Raw genomic sequence first — 16,941 nt, 5'->3', positions numbered from 1 at the left:
GTGACGTCACCCGGGGAACTCGAACGGACATTGCGGGCCGAACTGCGCGGGGAGGTGGACTTCGGGGCCGCCGCGCGGGCCCTGGTGACCATGGACGCCTCCAACTACCGCCGCGTCCCCGTCGGCGTCGTCACCCCGCGCGACGCCGACGACGTGGCGGCGGCCCTGCGCGTGTGCGCGGACGCCGGGGTGCCCGTCGTCCCGCGCGGCGGCGGCACCTCCATCGCCGGGCAGGCCACGGGCATCGGCGTGGTCCTCGACCTCACCCGGCACATGGACGCCGTACTGTCCGTCGACCCGGCCGCCCGCACCGCCGTCGTCCAGCCCGGCCTGGTCCTCGACCGGCTGCGGGCCGCGGTGCGCCCGTACGGCCTGACCTTCGGGCCCGACCCGTCCACGCACTCCCGCTGCACCCTCGGCGGGATGATCGGCAACAACGCGTGCGGCGCCCACTCGGTGGCCTGGGGCACCACCGCCGACAACGTGACGGAGCTGGCGGTGACGGCGTACGGCGGCGCCCGCCACCGGCTCGGCACGGGCTGGGCGGGCGCCCCCGCCGGACTGCGCGAACTCGTCGCCGGGAACCTGGCCGTGCTGCGGATCGGACTGGCCCCCGGGGAGTTCTCCCGCCGCATCTCCGGCTACGGCGGCCTCCACGCCCTGCTCCCCGAACGGGGCGTCGAGGCCGCGCGGGCCTTCTGCGGCAGCGAGGGCACCCTCGGGGTGGTCACGGAGGCGGTGGTACGACTCGTGGAGCTCCCGCGCGCGCCCGTCCTGGCCGTCCTCGGGTACGCCGACGAGAGCGCGGCCGCCGACGCCGCCGCCGGGCTGCTCCCGTACCGGCCCCTCACCGTCGAGGGCATGGCCGCCGACCTGGTGCGCGGGGCCGCCGGACTGCCGCGCGGCGGGGCCTGGCTGTTCGTGGAGATGCCCGACGAGGCGGCGGGCCGGGCCCTGCTGCGCGGCGCCGACGCCCTCGACGCGGACCTCGTCACCGACCCGGCGGGACAGCGGGCGCTGTGGCGGATCCGCGAGGACGCCGCCGGCACCGCCACCCGCACCCCCGACGGGGGCATGGCCTGGCCGGGCTGGGAGGACTGCGCGGTACCGCCCGCGCGACTGGGCGCGTACCTGCGGGAATTCCGCGCCCTGCTGGCGCAGTACGGGCTGCGCGGGACCCCGTACGGGCACTTCGGGGAGGGCTGCGTACACGTCCGCATCGACTTCGACCTGGTGTCCGCGCCGGGCGTGGCCCGCTTCCGGGAGTTCTCCGGCGACCTCGCCGACCTGGTCGTCGCCCACGGGGGCTCCCTGTCGGGGGAGCACGGCGACGGACAGGCCCGGGCCGAACTCCTCCCCAGGATGTACGGGCCCGAGGTCATCGCCCTCTTCGGCGCGTACAAGGACGTGTGGGACCCGGCGGGCGGCATGAACCCGGGCATCCTGGTCCGCCCGGCGCGCCTCGACGAGAACCTCCGCTTCACCGTTCTGCCCGAGACCCCCTTCGCGGGCGAGGTCGCGCGCTGCGTGGGCGTGGCGAAATGCCGCTCGACCACCCCCGGTGCGGACGTCATGTGCCCCTCCTACCGGGCCACGGGGGAGGAACAGCACTCCACGCGCGGCCGGGCCCGGCTGCTCCACGAGATGCTGGCCGGGGAGATCGTCCGCGACGGGTGGCGCTCGCGGGAGGTCGCCGAGGCGCTCGACCTGTGCCTGGGCTGCAAGGGCTGCCGCAGCGACTGCCCGGTGGGCGTGGACATGGCCGCCTACAAGTCGGAGTTCCTGCACCACCACTGGTCGGGCCGACTGCGCCCCCTGTCCCACTACACCCTGGGCAGCCTCCCGACCTGGCTCCGCCTCATCACCACCCTCAGAGCCACCCGCCTGACGAACACCCTCACCCACCACCTCCCCGCCCCTGGCCTGACCCGCTCCCGCCCCTTGCCCCCACTGGCCCGGACCCCTTTCACCCGCTCCCCGTCAGCCCCGCCGGCGCCCACCCACCCCCGCTCCGTCCCAGCCTCGCCGGCGTTTGAGGCGCGGGGGTCCGGGGGCGGAGCCCCCGGTTTCGGGAAGGGGCGGGGTGGGGGAAGCCGCCCGCAGGGCCCGACCCCGCCGCCCGCCCCGGCCCCACCCCCGCCGCAGGCCCCGGCCCCGCCGCCGCAGGCGACCGTCACGTTGTGGCCCGACACCTTCACGGAGTACCTGGCTCCCGAGGCCGCCCACGCCGCCGTCACGGTGCTGGAGGCCGCCGGCCTCACGGTCACCGTCCCCGCCGGCCGGGTCTGCTGCGCCCTCACCTACGTCTCCACCGGCCGCCTCGACACGGCCCGCAGGGTCCTGCGCCGCACCCTGGACGCGGTGGGCCGGCCCCCGGGACCGGTCGTGGTCCTCGAGCCCAGCTGCGCGGCGGCCCTGCGCGCCGACCTCCCCGCGCTCCTGCCCGACGACCCCCGCGCCCACCACCTCGCGGCAGCGGTCCGCACCTTCGCGGAGACCCTGGAGGAGTACGCCCCGCACTGGACCCCGCCCCGCCTGGACCGCCCCGCGGTCGGCCAGACCCACTGCCACCAGCACGCCGTGCTCGGCGACGCCGCCGACCGCCGCCTGCGCGAGCGCGCCGGGCTGACCGGGGAGCTCAGCGGCGGCTGCTGCGGCCTCGCGGGGAACTTCGGCTTCGAGCCGGGCCACGAGGCCGTCTCGGCGGCCTGCGCCGAGGAACAGCTGCTGCCGGCCCTGCGTGCGGCGGCCCCGGACGCCGCGGTCCTCGCGGACGGTTTCTCCTGCCGTACCCAGATCGCCCAGCTGTCGGGGCGCCGGGCCCGCCACCTCGCGGAACTCCTCGCGGAGGCGCTCGTACGGCCGCCCGGAGCACCCGATGTAAGGCAAAACACGCCATGACGGCCCTTACCGACCCCTTAGTCTGGAGAGATGCCCGCACCCTCCCCGTCCCCGACGGCCACCCCTGCCACCCCTGCCGTGCCCGCCACCGCCACGACCCCCGCCGCCCCCACGCAGGGCGCCCGGTTCGGCCCGGTGGCCCTGGTGGTCTCGGCCGGCGTCTCGGTGCAGTTCGGGGCCGCCCTCGCGGTCATGATCATGCCCAGGGTGGGGGCGGCCGGCGTGGTCAGCCTGCGCCTCGCGGCGGCCGCGCTCGTACTGCTGGTCCTGTGCCGGCCCACGGTGCGCGGCTACGCCCGCGCCGACTGGGGCACGGTCCTCGCGTTCGGCGTGGCCATGGCGGGCATGAACGGCCTCTTCTACCAGGCCATCGACCGCATCCCGCTCGGTCCCGCGGTGACCCTGGAGGTCCTCGGCCCGCTGGCCCTGTCCGTGATCGTCTCGCGCCGCCTGGTGAACATGCTGTGGGCCGGCCTCGCCCTGGCCGGCGTGGTCCTGCTGTCCACCCACGGCGGAGGCGGCTTCGGCGGCCTCGACCCGCTGGGCGCGGCCTACGCCGTCGGCGCGGGCGCCATGTGGGCGACGTACATCGTCTTCAGCGCCCGCACCGGACGCCGTTTCCCGCAGGCGGACGGCCTGGCCCTGGCGATGGCCGTGGCGGCGGTCATCTCGCTGCCGCTGGGCGTGATCGAGGCGGGTTCCGACCTGCTGCGCCCGAGCACCCTCGCCCTCGGCCTGGGCGTGGCGGTGCTGTCCTCGGTGCTGCCGTACACCCTGGAACTCCTCGCCCTGCGCCGGCTGCCCGCCCCGACCTTCGCGATCCTGATGAGCCTGGAACCGGCGATCGCGGCGACAGCCGGCTTCCTGGTCCTGAACCAGGCGTTGTCGCCGCTCGACGCCCTCGCCATCGCCCTGGTGATCGCGGCGAGCATGGGCGCGGTCCGCTCCCAGACGGGCCGCAAGGCTCACGCGTAGCGCGCCGCCATCGCCCGTCAGCCCAGCGGCAGCTCCAGGTAGGAGGGGGTCGGGTCCGGGGAGGTGAAGGAGAGGGCGGCGCGGGGGTGGTTGCTGTCGGCGTAGAAGGGGTCGCGGGCCGTCAGGACCAGGCGGGCGCGGTGCCCCGGGGGGATGTCGTAGGCGGTGGCCTGGAGGTCCAGCCCGGCGGTGACCAGGGCGTCGGGGGCCGGGCCGAGGTCGGTGTACGGGGCGTGGGTGATCAGGCGGGCCGTGCCGTCGGGGGCCAGGTCCAGCAGGTACGCCACGAAGCTGGAGCCGGGGTTCGGGGCGCGGTAGGTGACGCGCAGCCGGGGGACGCCGCGCAGCCGGGTCGTCCCGGGCAGCGGCGGGGAGGTCCAGGCGGCGGCCGCGTCGGGGTCGACGGCGTCGGCCGGGTAGGTCCGGGGGCGGCCCGCGAGCTCGGCGGACCCGGACCGGACGAGCGCGTCGGCGACGGTGGCCGCGGTGTCGACCCCGCACAGCACGGTCGCCGCCCAGCCCGGGTCGGGTTCCGCGGCCAGGGAGGCGGTGCCGGTGAGGTGCAGGCGCCGGACGCGGTGGGTGAGGGAGCGCCAGGTGGGCGCGGGGGTGAGGGCCCGCGTCCACATGGTCTCGGCGAGCACCTCGCCCTCGGCGCCGATGCCGTCGTCGAGGCCGCGCAGGTGGAGGCCGAACCAGCGGTGGGCGTCCGTCCACAGCCGGTTCGGGAGTCCGAGGAGGCCCGTCAGCTCGGAGCCCAGGTGGTCGCCGAGGGAGAGGTCGGCCCGCTTGGGGCCGGTGAGTTCGTCGAAGAGCGCGAGGGCCTGGTTGGGCGGGAAGAGGGTCTCGTGCCAGGCATGGGCGAGGAAGACCGGCACCTGGCGGCGGTTGAGCTCCTTGACGTGGGTGAGGGGTGAGCGCTGCTGCGCCCAGCGCTGGGTGGCCTCGGTGTCCCGGCCGGTCAGGACGTTGTCCAGGGCGCGTTCCGTACCGGGGGCGAGGCGGGCCCGGCCGGCCGCGGCGAGCAGGGCCTGGGCGGCGGCGACCCGGCGGGTGGAGTTCTCGTAGAGGACGCCGCCCAGGTCGCCCCAGCCGCTGAGGGCGGCCACCGCGTCGACCCGGGTGTCGTGCGCGGCGACGAGCTGGGCGAGGGCGGCGCCGTAGGAGGCCCCGAGGAAGCCGATGCGCGTGACGGGGCCCGCGGTGCGTTCGAGGAGGTGGTCCAGGGCGCGGCCGCCGTCGGCGACGTCGAGGGGGCCGCCCAGGTCGGCCTGGCCCCCGGAGCCGGCGAAGCCCCGGGCGGTGTAGGCGATGACGTCGTAGCCCTCGGCGGCGAACAGCGTGGCCTGCACGGCGTACGCGATCCAGCCCAGGTGCGACCAGGGCGAGGGCATGACCACCGCCGGGCGGGGCGCGGTGCCGGTGTGCCGCCAGAGCGCCGCGTCGAGGAGGTCCCCCTCGGCCCCGGCCACCTTGCCCCGGCTGAACACGGCGACGGCCCGTACGGCCTCCACCTCGGCGGCGCGGGCGGGCGGCAGGCCGGTGGTGTCGCCGGTCTCCAGGGCGGCGGCGAAGGCGGTGAGGGAGCCGGAGTCGAGTTCGGGGTGCAGGGAGAAGGCCTCGGGGGATGCGGAGTTCACGTCGGTTCGTCCTCGTCGTCGAGTGGTGTGGACGTGTCGGTGTGGACGTGTCGCTGCGGACGTGGAGCGGCGAGCGGAGCGTTCAGTATCAGGCGCGACATCGGTGCTGTTCGGTGTCTTTCCGGCGTACGTCCGAAATCGCCCCCCGGGGGCGGCGGCGCCCGGGCGCGGGCGGGCCTCGGTGAACCCGCCACGGAAGCTAACGGGTGTGCTGTGCGGTCGAGTTGGCGGGCGTGGCGGGAAAGCGGCGAAGGCTGCAAAAATCATGCAAGCGTGCTTGATTGTTTTCTGGCGGGCTGCCAGGCTTCCCCTCACGCCGAGAGGGGAGCACGCCGTGCCCGATCCGTCCGCCGTCACCGCCGCCACCGCCGTCCTCGCCGACCTGGAGGGGGAAGGTCAGGAACTCGACACCCTGGTGGGCGGGTTGCCGGACGACCGGTGGTCGAGCCCCACCCCCGCGAGCGGCTGGAGCGTCGCCCACCAGATCGCCCACCTGCACTGGACCGACCGGGCCGCACTGCTCGCCCTCACCGACGCCGAAGGCTTCGCACGGGAGGTCGAGGTGGCCCTCAAGTCGCCCGACTCCTTCGTGGACGACGGCGCCGAGGAAGGCGCCCGGCTGGAGCCCGCCGAACTGCTGCGGCGCTGGCGGGCCGGGCGGACGGACCTCGCGCGGGTGCTCGGCGCCGCCTCGCCCGACACCCGCTTCCCCTGGTACGGGCCCCCGATGAAAGCCGCCTCCATGGCGAGCGCCCGGCTGATGGAGACCTGGGCGCACGGCCAGGACGTCGCCGACGCGCTCGGCGTCCGCCGCACCCCGACCGCCCGGCTGCGGCACGTCGCGCGGATCGGCGTACGGGCCCGCGACTACGCGTACGCCGTACGGGGACTGGTGGCTCCCGAGGGCGAGTTCCGCGTGGAACTCGCCGCGCCGGACGGGTCCGGGGTGTGGACGTACGGGCCCGCCGACGCCCCCCAGCGGGTGGCGGGTCCCGCCCTCGACTTCTGCCTCCTCGTGACCCAGCGCGCCCACCGCGCCGACCTCGCGCTCACCGCCACCGGCCCCGACGCCGACCGGTGGCTCGACATCGCCCAGGCCTTCGCGGGCCCCGCCGGCCCCGGCCGCGCACCCCGGGGCGGCGCCCGGTGAGCCGCCGCCCGCTGCGCGTCGGCAACGCCTCCGGCTTCTACGGGGACCGCTCCGCCGCCCTGCGCGAGATGCTGACCGGCGGCCCGCTGGACGTACTGACCGGCGACTACCTCGCCGAACTGACCATGCTGATCCTCGGCCGCGACCGCCTGAAGAACCCGGACCTCGGCTACGCCAAGACCTTCCTGCGGCAGCTGGAGGAAGGCCTCGGCCTCGCCCACGAACGGGGCGTCCGCATCGTCGCGAACGCCGGCGGCCTCAACCCGGCCGGACTCGCCGGCGCCGTACGGGAACTGGCCGCGAAGGTGGGCGTCCCGGTGTCCGTCGCGCACGTCGAGGGCGACGACCTGATGCCGTACGCGGACGGTGCGCTCACCGCCAACGCCTACCTCGGCGGCGCCGGCATCACCGCCTGCCTGCGGGCCGGCGCCGACGTGGTCGTCACCGGCCGGGTCACGGACGCGGCGCTGGTCAGCGGCCCGGCCGCCTGGTGGTTCGACTGGGCCCCCGACGACTGGGACCGGCTGGCGGGAGCGGTGGTCGCCGGCCACGTCCTCGAATGCGGCACCCAGGCCACCGGCGGCAACTACTCCTTCTTCACCGCCCACGACGTCCGCCGCCCCGGCTTCCCCCTCGCCGAGATCCACGAGGACGGCACGGCGGTGATCACCAAACACCCGGGCACGGGCGGCACCGTCTCGGCCGGCACCGTCACCGCGCAACTCCTGTACGAGACCCAGGGCGCCCGCTACCTCGGCCCGGACGTCACGGCCCGCCTCGACACGGTCCGGCTGACCGGCGACGGACCCGACCGGGTCCGCGTCTCGGGCGTACGTGGCGAAGCGCCCCCGGCGACCCTCAAGGTGGGCGTCACCCGGATCGGCGGCTGGCGCAACGAGGTCGTCTTCGTCCTGACCGGCCTCGACATCGAGGAGAAGGCCGCCCTGGTGCGGGCGCAGCTGTCCGACGCCCTGGACGGTGTGGCCGACGCCACCTGGACCCTGGCCCGCACGGACCACGCGGACGCCGCGACCGAGGAGACGGCCAGCGCGCTGCTCCGCCTGGTGGTCCGCGACCCGTCCCCGGACCGGGTCGGACGCGGGCTCACCTCGGCGGCGGTCGAACTGGCCCTCGCCAGCTACCCGGGCTTCCACGTCACCGCCCCACCGGGGGCGGCGCAGCCGTACGGCGTCTTCACCTCGTCCGCCGTCCCGGCCTCCGAGGTCCCCCACGTGGCGGTCCTCCCGGACGGCACCCCCCTCCCCATCCCCGCTGCACAGAGCAGCCCGGCCCCCGGCAGCAGCCCAAATCCAGCCCCTCCGGCGTTTGAGGAGCGGGGTCTGGGGCGGAGCCCCAGGGTTTCAGCCCCGCTGGGGCTCGAGATCCCGGGTCCGGGGCGGAGGCCCGGTGTTCCAGCCCGTCCGGCGCTTGAGGACCGGGGCCGGGCGGAGCCCGGGGGCACCACCCGGGCCCCCCTCGGGGCAGTGGCCGGGGCCCGCAGCGGCGACAAGGGCGGCGACGCCAACATCGGCGTCTGGGTGGACTCCGACGCCGCCTGGGACTGGCTCCACCGCACCCTCACGGTGGAGGCCCTCCAGGAACTGCTCCCCGAAACCCGGGCCCTGCCCGTCATCCGCCACCCCCTCCCCAACCTCCGCGCGCTGAACTTCGAGATCCCCGGCCTCCTCGGCGACGGCGTCGCCTCCGGCCACCGCTTCGACCCCCAGGCCAAGGCCCTCGGCGAATGGCTCCGCGCCCGCCACCTCGACATCCCGACGCACCTCCTGCCGTCCGCCCCGGAGGGGACCCGCCCATGACCCGCCTCGGCACCACCGTCGACCCGCTCGCCCCCGAGCACACGCAGGCCCGTACCGCCGCCCTCGAACGCCTGGCCGCGCTCGACGCCGAGCACACGAAGGCCCTGGCCGGCGGCGGCGAGAAGTACACCGCCCGCCACCGGGACCGCGGCAAGCTCCTGGCCCGCGAGCGCGTCGAGCTGCTCCTCGACCCGGACACCCCGTTCCTGGAGCTGTCCGCGCTCGCGGCCTGGGGCAGCGACTACCCGGTCGGCGCCTCGATGGTCACCGGCATCGGTACCGTCGAGGGCGTCGCATGCCTGGTCACCGCCAACGACCCCACGGTCCGCGGTGGCGCCAGCAACCCCTGGACCCTGAAGAAGGCGCTGCGCGCCAACGAGATCGCCCTGCAGAACCGGCTGCCCGTCATCAGCCTCGTAGAGTCCGGCGGCGCCGATCTCCCCTCCCAGAAGGAGATCTTCATCCCGGGCGGTGCGATCTTCCGCGACCTCACCCGGCTCTCCGCCGCCGGCATCCCCACCGTCGCGGTCGTCTTCGGCAATTCCACCGCCGGCGGCGCGTACGTCCCCGGCATGTCCGACCACACCGTCATGATCAAGGACCGTTCGAAGGTGTTCCTCGGCGGCCCGCCCCTGGTCAAGATGGCGACCGGCGAGGAGAGCGACGACGAGTCCCTCGGCGGCGCCGAGATGCACGCCCGCGTCTCCGGACTCGCCGACCACTACGCCCTCGACGAGTACGACGCGATCCGCCAGGCCCGCCGGATCGTGGCCCGCCTCAACCACCGCAGGGCCCACCCGGAACCGGCCCCGGCCGAGGAACCCCTCCACGACCCCGAGGAACTCCTCGGCATCGTCCCGCCCGACCTGAAGACCCCCTTCGACCCGCGCGAGGTCATTGCCCGCATCGTCGACGGCTCCGACTTCGACGAGTTCAAGCCCCTCTACGGCCCCAGCCTCGTCACCGGCTGGGCCACCCTCCACGGCTACCCCGTCGGCATCCTCGCCAACGCCCAAGGGGTCCTGTTCAGCGCCGAGTCGCAGAAGGCCGCCCAGTTCATCCAGCTCGCCAACCAGCGCGACATCCCCCTCCTCTTCCTCCACAACACCACCGGCTACATGGTCGGCAAGGAGTACGAGCAGGGCGGCATCGTCAAACACGGCTCGATGATGATCAACGCGGTCTCCAACTCCCGCGTCCCGCACCTCTCCGTCCTGATCGGCGCGAGCTACGGCGCCGGCCACTACGGCATGTGCGGACGGGCCTACGAGCCCCGCTTCCTCTTCGCCTGGCCCAGCGCCAAGTCCGCCGTCATGGGCCCGGCCCAGCTCGCCGGCGTCCTCTCGATCGTGTCCCGGCAGTCCGCCGCCGCCAAGGGGCTCCCCTACGACGAGGAACAGGACGCCGGGATGCGCGCCTTCGTCGAAGCCCAGATCGAGTCCGAGTCCCTCCCCCTGTTCCTGTCCGGGCGGCTGTACGACGACGGGGTCATCGACCCGCGCGACACCCGTACCGTCCTCGGCCTGTGCCTGTCGGCCGTCCACAACGCCCCCGTCGAGGGCGCCCGTGGCGGCTTCGGCGTCTTCCGGATGTGAGCCCGCACATGACCCGACCGACGAACCCGATCACCTCCCTCCTCGTCGCCAACCGGGGCGAGATCGCCGTACGGATCTTCCGTACCGCCCGCGCCCTGGGCCTGGCCACCGTCGCCGTCCACTCCGACCCCGACGCCGACGCCCTGCACGTACGCGAGGCCGACGCGGCCGTCCGCCTGCCCGGCGCCGCCCCCGCCGACACCTACCTGCGCGCCGACCTGCTGATCGAGGCCGCCCGCGCGGCGGGCGCCGACGCCGTGCACCCCGGCTACGGCTTCCTCTCCGAGAACGCCGACTTCGCCCGCCAGGTCCTCGCGGCCGGTCTGACCTGGATCGGCCCGCCGCCCGGGGCGATCGAGGCCATGGCCTCCAAGACCCGCGCCAAGGACCTCGTACGCGCCGCCGGCGTCCCCCTCCTCGACCCCGTCGACCCGGCCACCGCCACCCCCGCCGACCTGCCCCTGCTCCTGAAGGCCGCGGCGGGCGGCGGCGGACGCGGCATGCGCGTCGTCCGGGACCTCGACGCCCTCAAGGAAGCCCTGGACGCCGCCTCCGCCGAGGCCCGCTCCGCCTTCGGCGACGGGGAGGTCTTCGCCGAGCCCTACGTGGAGCGCGGCCGCCACGTCGAGGTGCAGATCCTCGCCGACGCCCACGGCACCGTCTGGGCGCTGGGCACCCGCGACTGCTCCCTCCAGCGCCGCCACCAGAAGGTCATCGAGGAGGCCCCCGCCCCCGGCCTGCCGGAACCCCTGCGCGAGAGCCTCCACACGGCCGCCGTCGCCGCCGCCCGCGCGGTCTCCTACCGGGGCGCGGGCACCGTCGAGTTCCTCGTCACCTCCGACGGCCGCCCGTACTTCCTGGAGATGAACACCCGCCTCCAGGTCGAACACCCCGTCACCGAAGCCGTCTTCGGCCTCGACCTGGTCGCCCTCCAGCTGCGCGTCGCCGAGGGCGCCGCCCTGCCCCTGACACCCCCGGAACCCTCCGGCCACGCCGTCGAGGCCCGCCTCTACGCCGAGGACCCCGCCCAGGACTGGCGACCCCAGACCGGGACCCTGCACACCCTCGACGTCCCCGGCACGGTCCGCGTGGACACCGGCTTCACCGCCGGGGACACCGTCGGCGTCCACTACGACCCGATGCTGGCCAAGGTCGTCGCCCACGCCCCCACCCGCGCGGAAGCCGTCCGCATCCTCGCCCACGCCCTGTCCGGTGCCCGGATCCACGGCCTGCGGACCAACCGGGACCTCCTCGTACGCTCCCTGCGCCACCCGGAGTTCACCGCCGGCGCGCCCGACACCGGCTTCTACGACCGCCACCTCACCGCCCTCACCGCCGACACCCCGCACCCCGGCCCGGCCGTCCTGGCCGCCGCCCTCGCCCAGGCGGCCCCCACCCCCGACGCCCCCCTCGCGGCCCGCCTCGGCGGCTGGCGCAACCTCCGCTCCCAGCCGCAGACCCGCCGCTACACGGTGAACGGCGAGGAACACGAAGCCCGCTACCACCCCCTGGACCACCCCGGAATCCGCGTCCTGGCCGCCACGCCCACCCTCGTCACCCTCGAAGTAGCGGGGATCCGCCACACGTTCCACGTGAAACAAAAATCGAACACCGTCTACGTGGACTCCCCCCTCGGCTCCCACACCCTCCTCCCCGTCCCCCGTTTCCCCGATCCCCAGGACCGGACCGAACCGGGTTCCCTGCTCGCCCCGATGCCCGGCACCGTCGTCCGCGTCGCCGAGGGCCTCGCCCCCGGCAGCCCCGTCACCGCCGGGCAGCCCCTGCTCTGGCTGGAGGCCATGAAGATGGAGCACCGCATCCTCGCTCCCACCTCCGGCACGCTCACCGCGCTCCACGCCACCACCGGCCGACAGGTCGAGTTCGGCGCCCTGCTCGCCGTAGTCCAGGAGGAACAGCCATGAGCCCCACCGAATCCGAAGACCACAAGGCCCTGCGCACGGCGGTAGCCGCCCTGGGCCGCCGCTACGGCCGCGACTACCTCGCCCGCGTCGCCCGCGAGGGCCGCCACCCCGACGAACTGTGGGCGGACGCCGCCAAGCTCGGCTACCTCGGCGTCAACCTCCCCGAGGAGTACGGCGGCGGAGGCGGCGGCATCACCGAACTCTCCCTCGTCCTCGAAGAACTCGGCGCCGCCGGCTGCCCGCTCCTCATGATGGTCGTCTCACCCGCCATCTGCGGCACGGTCATCGCCCGCTTCGGCACCGACGAACAGAAGCAGACCTGGCTCCCCGGCCTCGCCGACGGCACCCTCACCATGGCCTTCGGCATCACCGAACCCGACGCCGGATCCAACTCCCACCGCATCACCACCACCGCCCGCCGCGACGGCGACGACTGGATCCTCACCGGCCGCAAGGTCTTCATCTCCGGCGTCGACATCGCCGACGCCACCCTCATCGTCGGCCGCACCGAAGACGCCCGCACGGGCCGCCTGAAGCCCTGCCTGTTCATCGTCCCCCGCGACACCCCCGGCTTCACGTACACCCCCATCGACATGGAACTCCAAGCAGCGGAAAAACAATTCGAGCTGCTCCTCGAAGACGTAGTACTCCCCTCCTCAGCCCTCATCGGGGACGAGGACGCGGGCCTCCTCCAACTCTTCGCCGGCCTCAACCCCGAACGCATCATGACGGCCGCCTTCGCCATCGGCATGGGCCGCTACGCCCTCGCCAGGGCCGTCGACTACGCGAAGACCCGCCAGGTCTGGAAGGAGCCGATCGGCAGCCACCAGGCCATCGCCCACCCCCTGGCTGCCGCCCACATCGACCTGGAACTGGCCCGCCTGATGATGCGGGAGGCCGCCCACCTGTACGACGCGGGGGACGACATGGCGGCGGGCGAGGCGGCCAACATGGCGAAGTACGCCGCCGGCGAGGCCTGCGTCAAGGCCGTGGACCAGGCGGTCCACACCCTCGGCGGCAATGGCCTCACCCGTGAGTACGGCCTCGCCTCCCTCATCACGGCGGCCCGCGTCTCCCGCATCGCGCCGGTCAGCCGCGAAATGATCCTGAACTTCATCTCCCACCAAACCCTGGGCCTCCCCAAGTCCTACTAGGGCACCCGGGCCCCAGCCCCCGAACCCCGGCGCCTCAATCGCCGGCGAGGCTGGATTGGGCCGGCGGAGCTGGATTTGGCTGCGCCAGCGGAAAAGATGCTGCCGGGACGGGATCACAGACGTGAGGGGTCGGGGACGGGGTGGGGTGTCGTCCGGGATGTAAAACGTGATTTGTTGGCGCGCGGTGCCGCCCCGCACACTCACCCCGGAGCGGGCGCCATAAATCATGCCTATCCCGGACGGCACCCCACCCCGTCCCCGACCCCGGCCCCGGCCCACCCACCACCCACCACGCACCCCCTCCGGAGGAGACATGGCCCCACGAGTGCACGCCGCCCAGGCGACCGGCATCACCACGCTCACCCTCGACTCCCCGGCGAACCGCAACGCCCTCTCCGCCCAGCTGGTCGCCGAGCTCCGCGAAGCCCTCGCGGCGGCCGCCGCGGACCCCGCGACCCGGGCCGTCGTCCTCACCCACACCGGCACCACCTTCTGCGCGGGCGCCGACCTGAAGTCCCCCTGCGACCCCGCCGACTTCCTCGCCCTGCTCCGCGAGCTCACCGAGCTCGCCAAGCCGGTCGTCGCCCGCGTCACCGGCCACGTCCGCGCCGGCGGCCTCGGCCTCCTCGGCGCCTGCGACATCGCCGCCGCCGGCCCCGCCTCCTCGTACGCCTTCACCGAGACCCACCTCGGCCTGGCCCCCGCCGTCATCTCGATGCCCCTGCTGCCCCGCCTCGACCCCCGCGCCGCCTCCCGCTACTTCCTGACCGCCGAGGCCTTCGACGCCGCCGAGGCGGCCCGCATCGGCCTCCTGACCCTCCACACCGAGGACGACGTCGACGCGGCCCTGGCCCCGGTCCTGGCCGGCCTGCGCAAGGCCTCCCCGCAGGCCCTGGCCGAGACCAAGAAGATGGTCACCGCCGAGGTCCGCGAGGCCCTGGCCCGCGACGGCGCCCGCCTGACGGAACTCTCCGCCCGCCTCTTCGCCTCCGACGAGGCCCGCGAAGGCATCACCGCCCGCTTCGAACGCCGGGACCCCACATGGGCACGCTGACAAACGCGACCACCCCCACGACCCCCAAGCAGGCCCGCAGCCGCGTCACCCGCCGCCACCTCCTGGAGGCAGCCGTCTCCTGCCTCGCAGAGCACGGCTGGGCAGGCTCCACCGTCGCCGTCGTCGCCGAACGCGCCGGGGTCTCGCGCGGCGCCGCCCAGCACCACTTCCCGACCCGCGAGGACCTCTTCACGGCCGCCGTCGAGTACGTCTCGGAGGAACGCTCCACCGCCCTGCGCGAGCTCTTCCACGCCGGCCCGGCCGCCCGCCCCGCGGTCGTCGAAGCCCTGGTGGAGCTGTACACCGGCACCCTGTTCCGCGCCGCCCTCCAGCTGTGGGTCGCCGCCTCCAACGAGGAGCAGCTCCGCCCCCGCGTCACCGAGCTGGAGGCCCGCGTGGGCCGCGAGACCCACCGCATCGCCGTCGAGCTGCTCGGCGCGGACGAGTCGGTCCCCGGCGTACGGGAGACCGTGCAGGGCCTCCTGGACATGGCCCGCGGCCTCGGCCTGGCCAACGTCCTCACCGACGACGCGGCCCGCCGCGCCCGCGTGGTGGCCCAGTGGTCCCGCATCATCGAGGCGACGCTCGCCTGACCGGGCGGCACCCACACAAGGCCCGCACCCACACAAGGCCCGCACCCACACAAGGCGCGGCACGCACAAGGCGCCGCACCCCCCGAAGGAGCACGGCGCCCGGTACTCAAAACGATCAGGCGGTCTCCGCCATGTCCGCGTACCCCTCGATGTCGCGCGGGTCGCGCTTCCCCGGCCCGGTGTAGCGCGCCGACGGCCGCACCAGGCGGCCCGTGCGCTTCTGCTCCAGGATGTGCGCCGACCAGCCGGCGGTCCGGGCGCAGCTGAACATGGACGTGAACATGTGCGCCGGGACCTCCGCGAAGTCCAGCATGATCGCGGCCCAGAACTCCACGTTGGTGGCCAGCACCCGGTCGGGCCGGCGCGCGTGCAGTTCCTCGAGCGCGGCCTTCTCCAGCGCGGCGGCCACCTCGTAGCGCGGGGCGTCCAGCTCCTTGGCGGTGCGCCGCAGCACCCGCGCGCGCGGGTCTTCGGCGCGGTACACGCGGTGGCCGAAGCCCATGAGCCGCTCGCCCTTGTCGAGGGCCTTCTTCACGTACGCCACGGCGTCGCCGGTGCGCTCGATCTCCTCGATCATGCCGAGCACCCGGGACGGCGCCCCGCCGTGCAGCGGCCCGGACATCGCGCCGACCGCGCCGGACAGCGCGGCCGCGACGTCCGCGCCGGTGGAGGCGATGACCCGCGCGGTGAACGTGGAGGCGTTCATGCCGTGCTCGGCGGCGGAGGTCCAGTACGCGTCGACGGCCTTGACGTGCTTCGGGTCGGGCTCGCCCCGCCAGCGGATCATGAACCGTTCGACGACGGACTCGGCCTTGTCGATCTCGCGCTGCGGCACCATCGGCAGGCCCTGGCCGCGGGCGGACTGGGCGACGTAGGACAGGGCCATGACGGCGGCCCGCGCGAGGTCGTCACGCGCGGTCTCGGCGTCGATGTCGAGCAGGGGTTTCAGGCCCCACACGGGGGCGAGCATGGCGAGCGCGGACTGCACGTCGACGCGGATGTCGCCGGAGTGGACGGGGATCGGGAAGGGTTCGGCGGCCGGCAGGCCGGGGTTGAACGCACCGTCGACCAGCAGGCCCCAGACGTTCCCGAAGGAGACGTGGCCGACCAGGTCTTCGATGTCGACCCCGCGGTAGCGGAGCGATCCGCCTTCCTTGTCAGGCTCGGCGATCTCCGTCTCGAACGCGACGACCCCTTCGAGTCCGGGTACGAAATCGGACATCAGGCGGCTCCTCAGATAGTGCGAACACGCGCGGCTCCCGGCGTGATTCGCGGTCCGGCGCGGTCATCCCCGTTGATGCCCGGCACGGCCGATGGTCACCCCCACAGGGCCCCTCGGACCGGCCCCAAGATTTTGTCCGTTCCGCTTGGCGTTCGGAAGCGTGACATACGGCACACCCCCGGCCTGAGTCCTGGGGCAGGATGTCGGCGTGACCGATCAGGACCTTGACCCCGCTGTCATGCGCAAGCAGTACCGCTCCGAGATCGTCCGTGAGGAGAGCCTGGCCGACGACCCGATGGCGCAGTTCGCCCGCTGGTTCCGGCAGGCCGCCGACGCGCACGTCTTCGAACCCAACGCCATGGTCGTCTCGACCGCCTCCGCGGACGGCCGGCCCAGTTCCCGCACGGTGCTGCTGAAGCAGTTCGACGGGCGCGGTTTCGTCTTCTTCACGAATTACGGCTCGCGCAAGGGCCGGGAGATCGACGAGAACCCGTACGTCTCGCTGCTCTTCCCCTGGCATCCGATCGCCCGCCAGGTCGTGGTCACCGGGACCGCCGCGAAGATCGGCCGGGACGAGACGGCCGCCTACTTCCGGGCCCGGCCGCACGGCTCCCAGCTGGGTGCGTGGGCGAGCGAGCAGTCCCGGGTGATCGGCTCGCGCGACGAGCTGGACCGCCGGTACGCGGAGCTCGCGGAGCGCTACCCGGAGGGGGAGCAGGTGCCGGTGCCGCCGGAGTGGGGCGGCGTCCGGGTCGTGCCCGACGCGGTGGAGTTCTGGCAGGGCCACGAGAACCGGCTCCACGACCGGCTGCGGTACGTCCTGGACGGCGACAAGTGGCGCGTCGAGCGGCTCTGTCCCTGAGGCCGCGCCGCTGGAGTGGACGACGCTGCTGGACCCGGGCGGTGCCCCTGGGCGCG

At 74.5% G+C, this 16,941-nt stretch carries 12 protein-coding genes; 10 read left to right on the top strand and 2 right to left on the bottom strand.

Going from position 1 to position 16,941, the window contains the following annotated elements; all coding sequences use genetic code 11:
• Positions 1–90: 90 nt before the first annotated feature.
• Together OOK31_RS32995 and OOK31_RS32990 are read left to right on the top strand one after the other, a co-directional pair.
• Positions 91–2,901, top strand: a complete 2,811-nt coding sequence (locus tag OOK31_RS32995; RefSeq protein ID WP_267091233.1) for an FAD-binding and (Fe-S)-binding domain-containing protein — start codon at positions 91–93, stop codon at positions 2,899–2,901.
• A 30-nt stretch (positions 2,902–2,931) separates the two neighbouring features.
• Complete coding sequence (locus tag OOK31_RS32990; protein ID WP_267091073.1) at positions 2,932–3,876, top strand: DMT family transporter; 945 nt, start codon at positions 2,932–2,934, stop codon at positions 3,874–3,876.
• Between the two features lie 17 nt (positions 3,877–3,893).
• Here OOK31_RS32990 and OOK31_RS32985 read toward each other — a convergent pair whose 3' ends face one another.
• Positions 3,894–5,516 (bottom strand): CocE/NonD family hydrolase, encoded by a 1,623-nt coding sequence (locus OOK31_RS32985; protein WP_267091072.1) that lies wholly within the window; start codon positions 5,514–5,516, stop codon positions 3,894–3,896.
• Positions 5,517–5,850: 334 nt separating this feature from the next.
• Between OOK31_RS32985 and OOK31_RS32980 the strand changes: the two genes are divergently transcribed.
• The 7 genes from OOK31_RS32980 (at position 5,851) to OOK31_RS32950 (ending at position 14,801) form a co-directional block, all read left to right on the top strand.
• Positions 5,851–6,666 (top strand): TIGR03084 family metal-binding protein, encoded by an 816-nt coding sequence (locus OOK31_RS32980; protein WP_267091071.1) that lies wholly within the window; start codon positions 5,851–5,853, stop codon positions 6,664–6,666.
• Complete coding sequence (locus OOK31_RS32975; RefSeq protein WP_267091070.1) at positions 6,663–8,483, top strand: acyclic terpene utilization AtuA family protein; 1,821 nt, start codon at positions 6,663–6,665, stop codon at positions 8,481–8,483. The genes OOK31_RS32980 and OOK31_RS32975 overlap by 4 nt, the downstream gene beginning before the upstream one ends.
• Complete coding sequence (locus OOK31_RS32970) at positions 8,480–10,078, top strand: acyl-CoA carboxylase subunit beta (protein ID WP_267091069.1); 1,599 nt, start codon at positions 8,480–8,482, stop codon at positions 10,076–10,078. Before OOK31_RS32975 ends, OOK31_RS32970 begins: the two co-directional genes overlap by 4 nt.
• Positions 10,079–10,086: 8 nt before the next feature.
• A complete protein-coding gene (locus OOK31_RS32965; RefSeq protein WP_267091068.1) occupies positions 10,087–12,000 on the top strand; it encodes a biotin carboxylase N-terminal domain-containing protein in 1,914 nt (637 codons plus the stop codon).
• Positions 11,997–13,154: an acyl-CoA dehydrogenase family protein gene (locus OOK31_RS32960; RefSeq protein WP_267091067.1), complete on the top strand. Its 1,158-nt coding sequence runs from the start codon at positions 11,997–11,999 to the stop codon at positions 13,152–13,154. The genes OOK31_RS32965 and OOK31_RS32960 overlap by 4 nt, the downstream gene beginning before the upstream one ends.
• A 313-nt stretch (positions 13,155–13,467) precedes the next feature.
• Positions 13,468–14,208 (top strand): enoyl-CoA hydratase family protein, encoded by a 741-nt coding sequence (locus OOK31_RS32955; RefSeq protein ID WP_267091066.1) that lies wholly within the window; start codon positions 13,468–13,470, stop codon positions 14,206–14,208.
• Positions 14,196–14,801, top strand: coding sequence for a TetR/AcrR family transcriptional regulator (locus tag OOK31_RS32950; RefSeq protein ID WP_267091065.1), 606 nt, complete (start codon positions 14,196–14,198; stop codon positions 14,799–14,801). Before OOK31_RS32955 ends, OOK31_RS32950 begins: the two co-directional genes overlap by 13 nt.
• Before the next feature lie 115 nt (positions 14,802–14,916).
• Here OOK31_RS32950 and OOK31_RS32945 read toward each other — a convergent pair whose 3' ends face one another.
• Positions 14,917–16,023, bottom strand: a complete 1,107-nt coding sequence (locus OOK31_RS32945) for a citrate synthase 2 (protein WP_267091064.1) — start codon at positions 16,021–16,023, stop codon at positions 14,917–14,919.
• A 238-nt stretch (positions 16,024–16,261) separates the two neighbouring features.
• Between OOK31_RS32945 and pdxH the strand changes: the two genes are divergently transcribed.
• A complete protein-coding gene (gene pdxH / locus OOK31_RS32940) occupies positions 16,262–16,885 on the top strand; it encodes a pyridoxamine 5'-phosphate oxidase (protein ID WP_267091232.1) in 624 nt (207 codons plus the stop codon).
• Positions 16,886–16,941: the final 56 nt, after the last annotated feature.

Origin of the sequence: Streptomyces sp. NBC_00249, assembly GCF_026342355.1 — a bacterium.
GTDB lineage: Bacteria > Actinomycetota > Actinomycetes > Streptomycetales > Streptomycetaceae > Streptomyces.
Note: the sequence above shows the minus strand (reverse complement) of the source record. Positions and strands in the feature narration are given on the sequence as shown.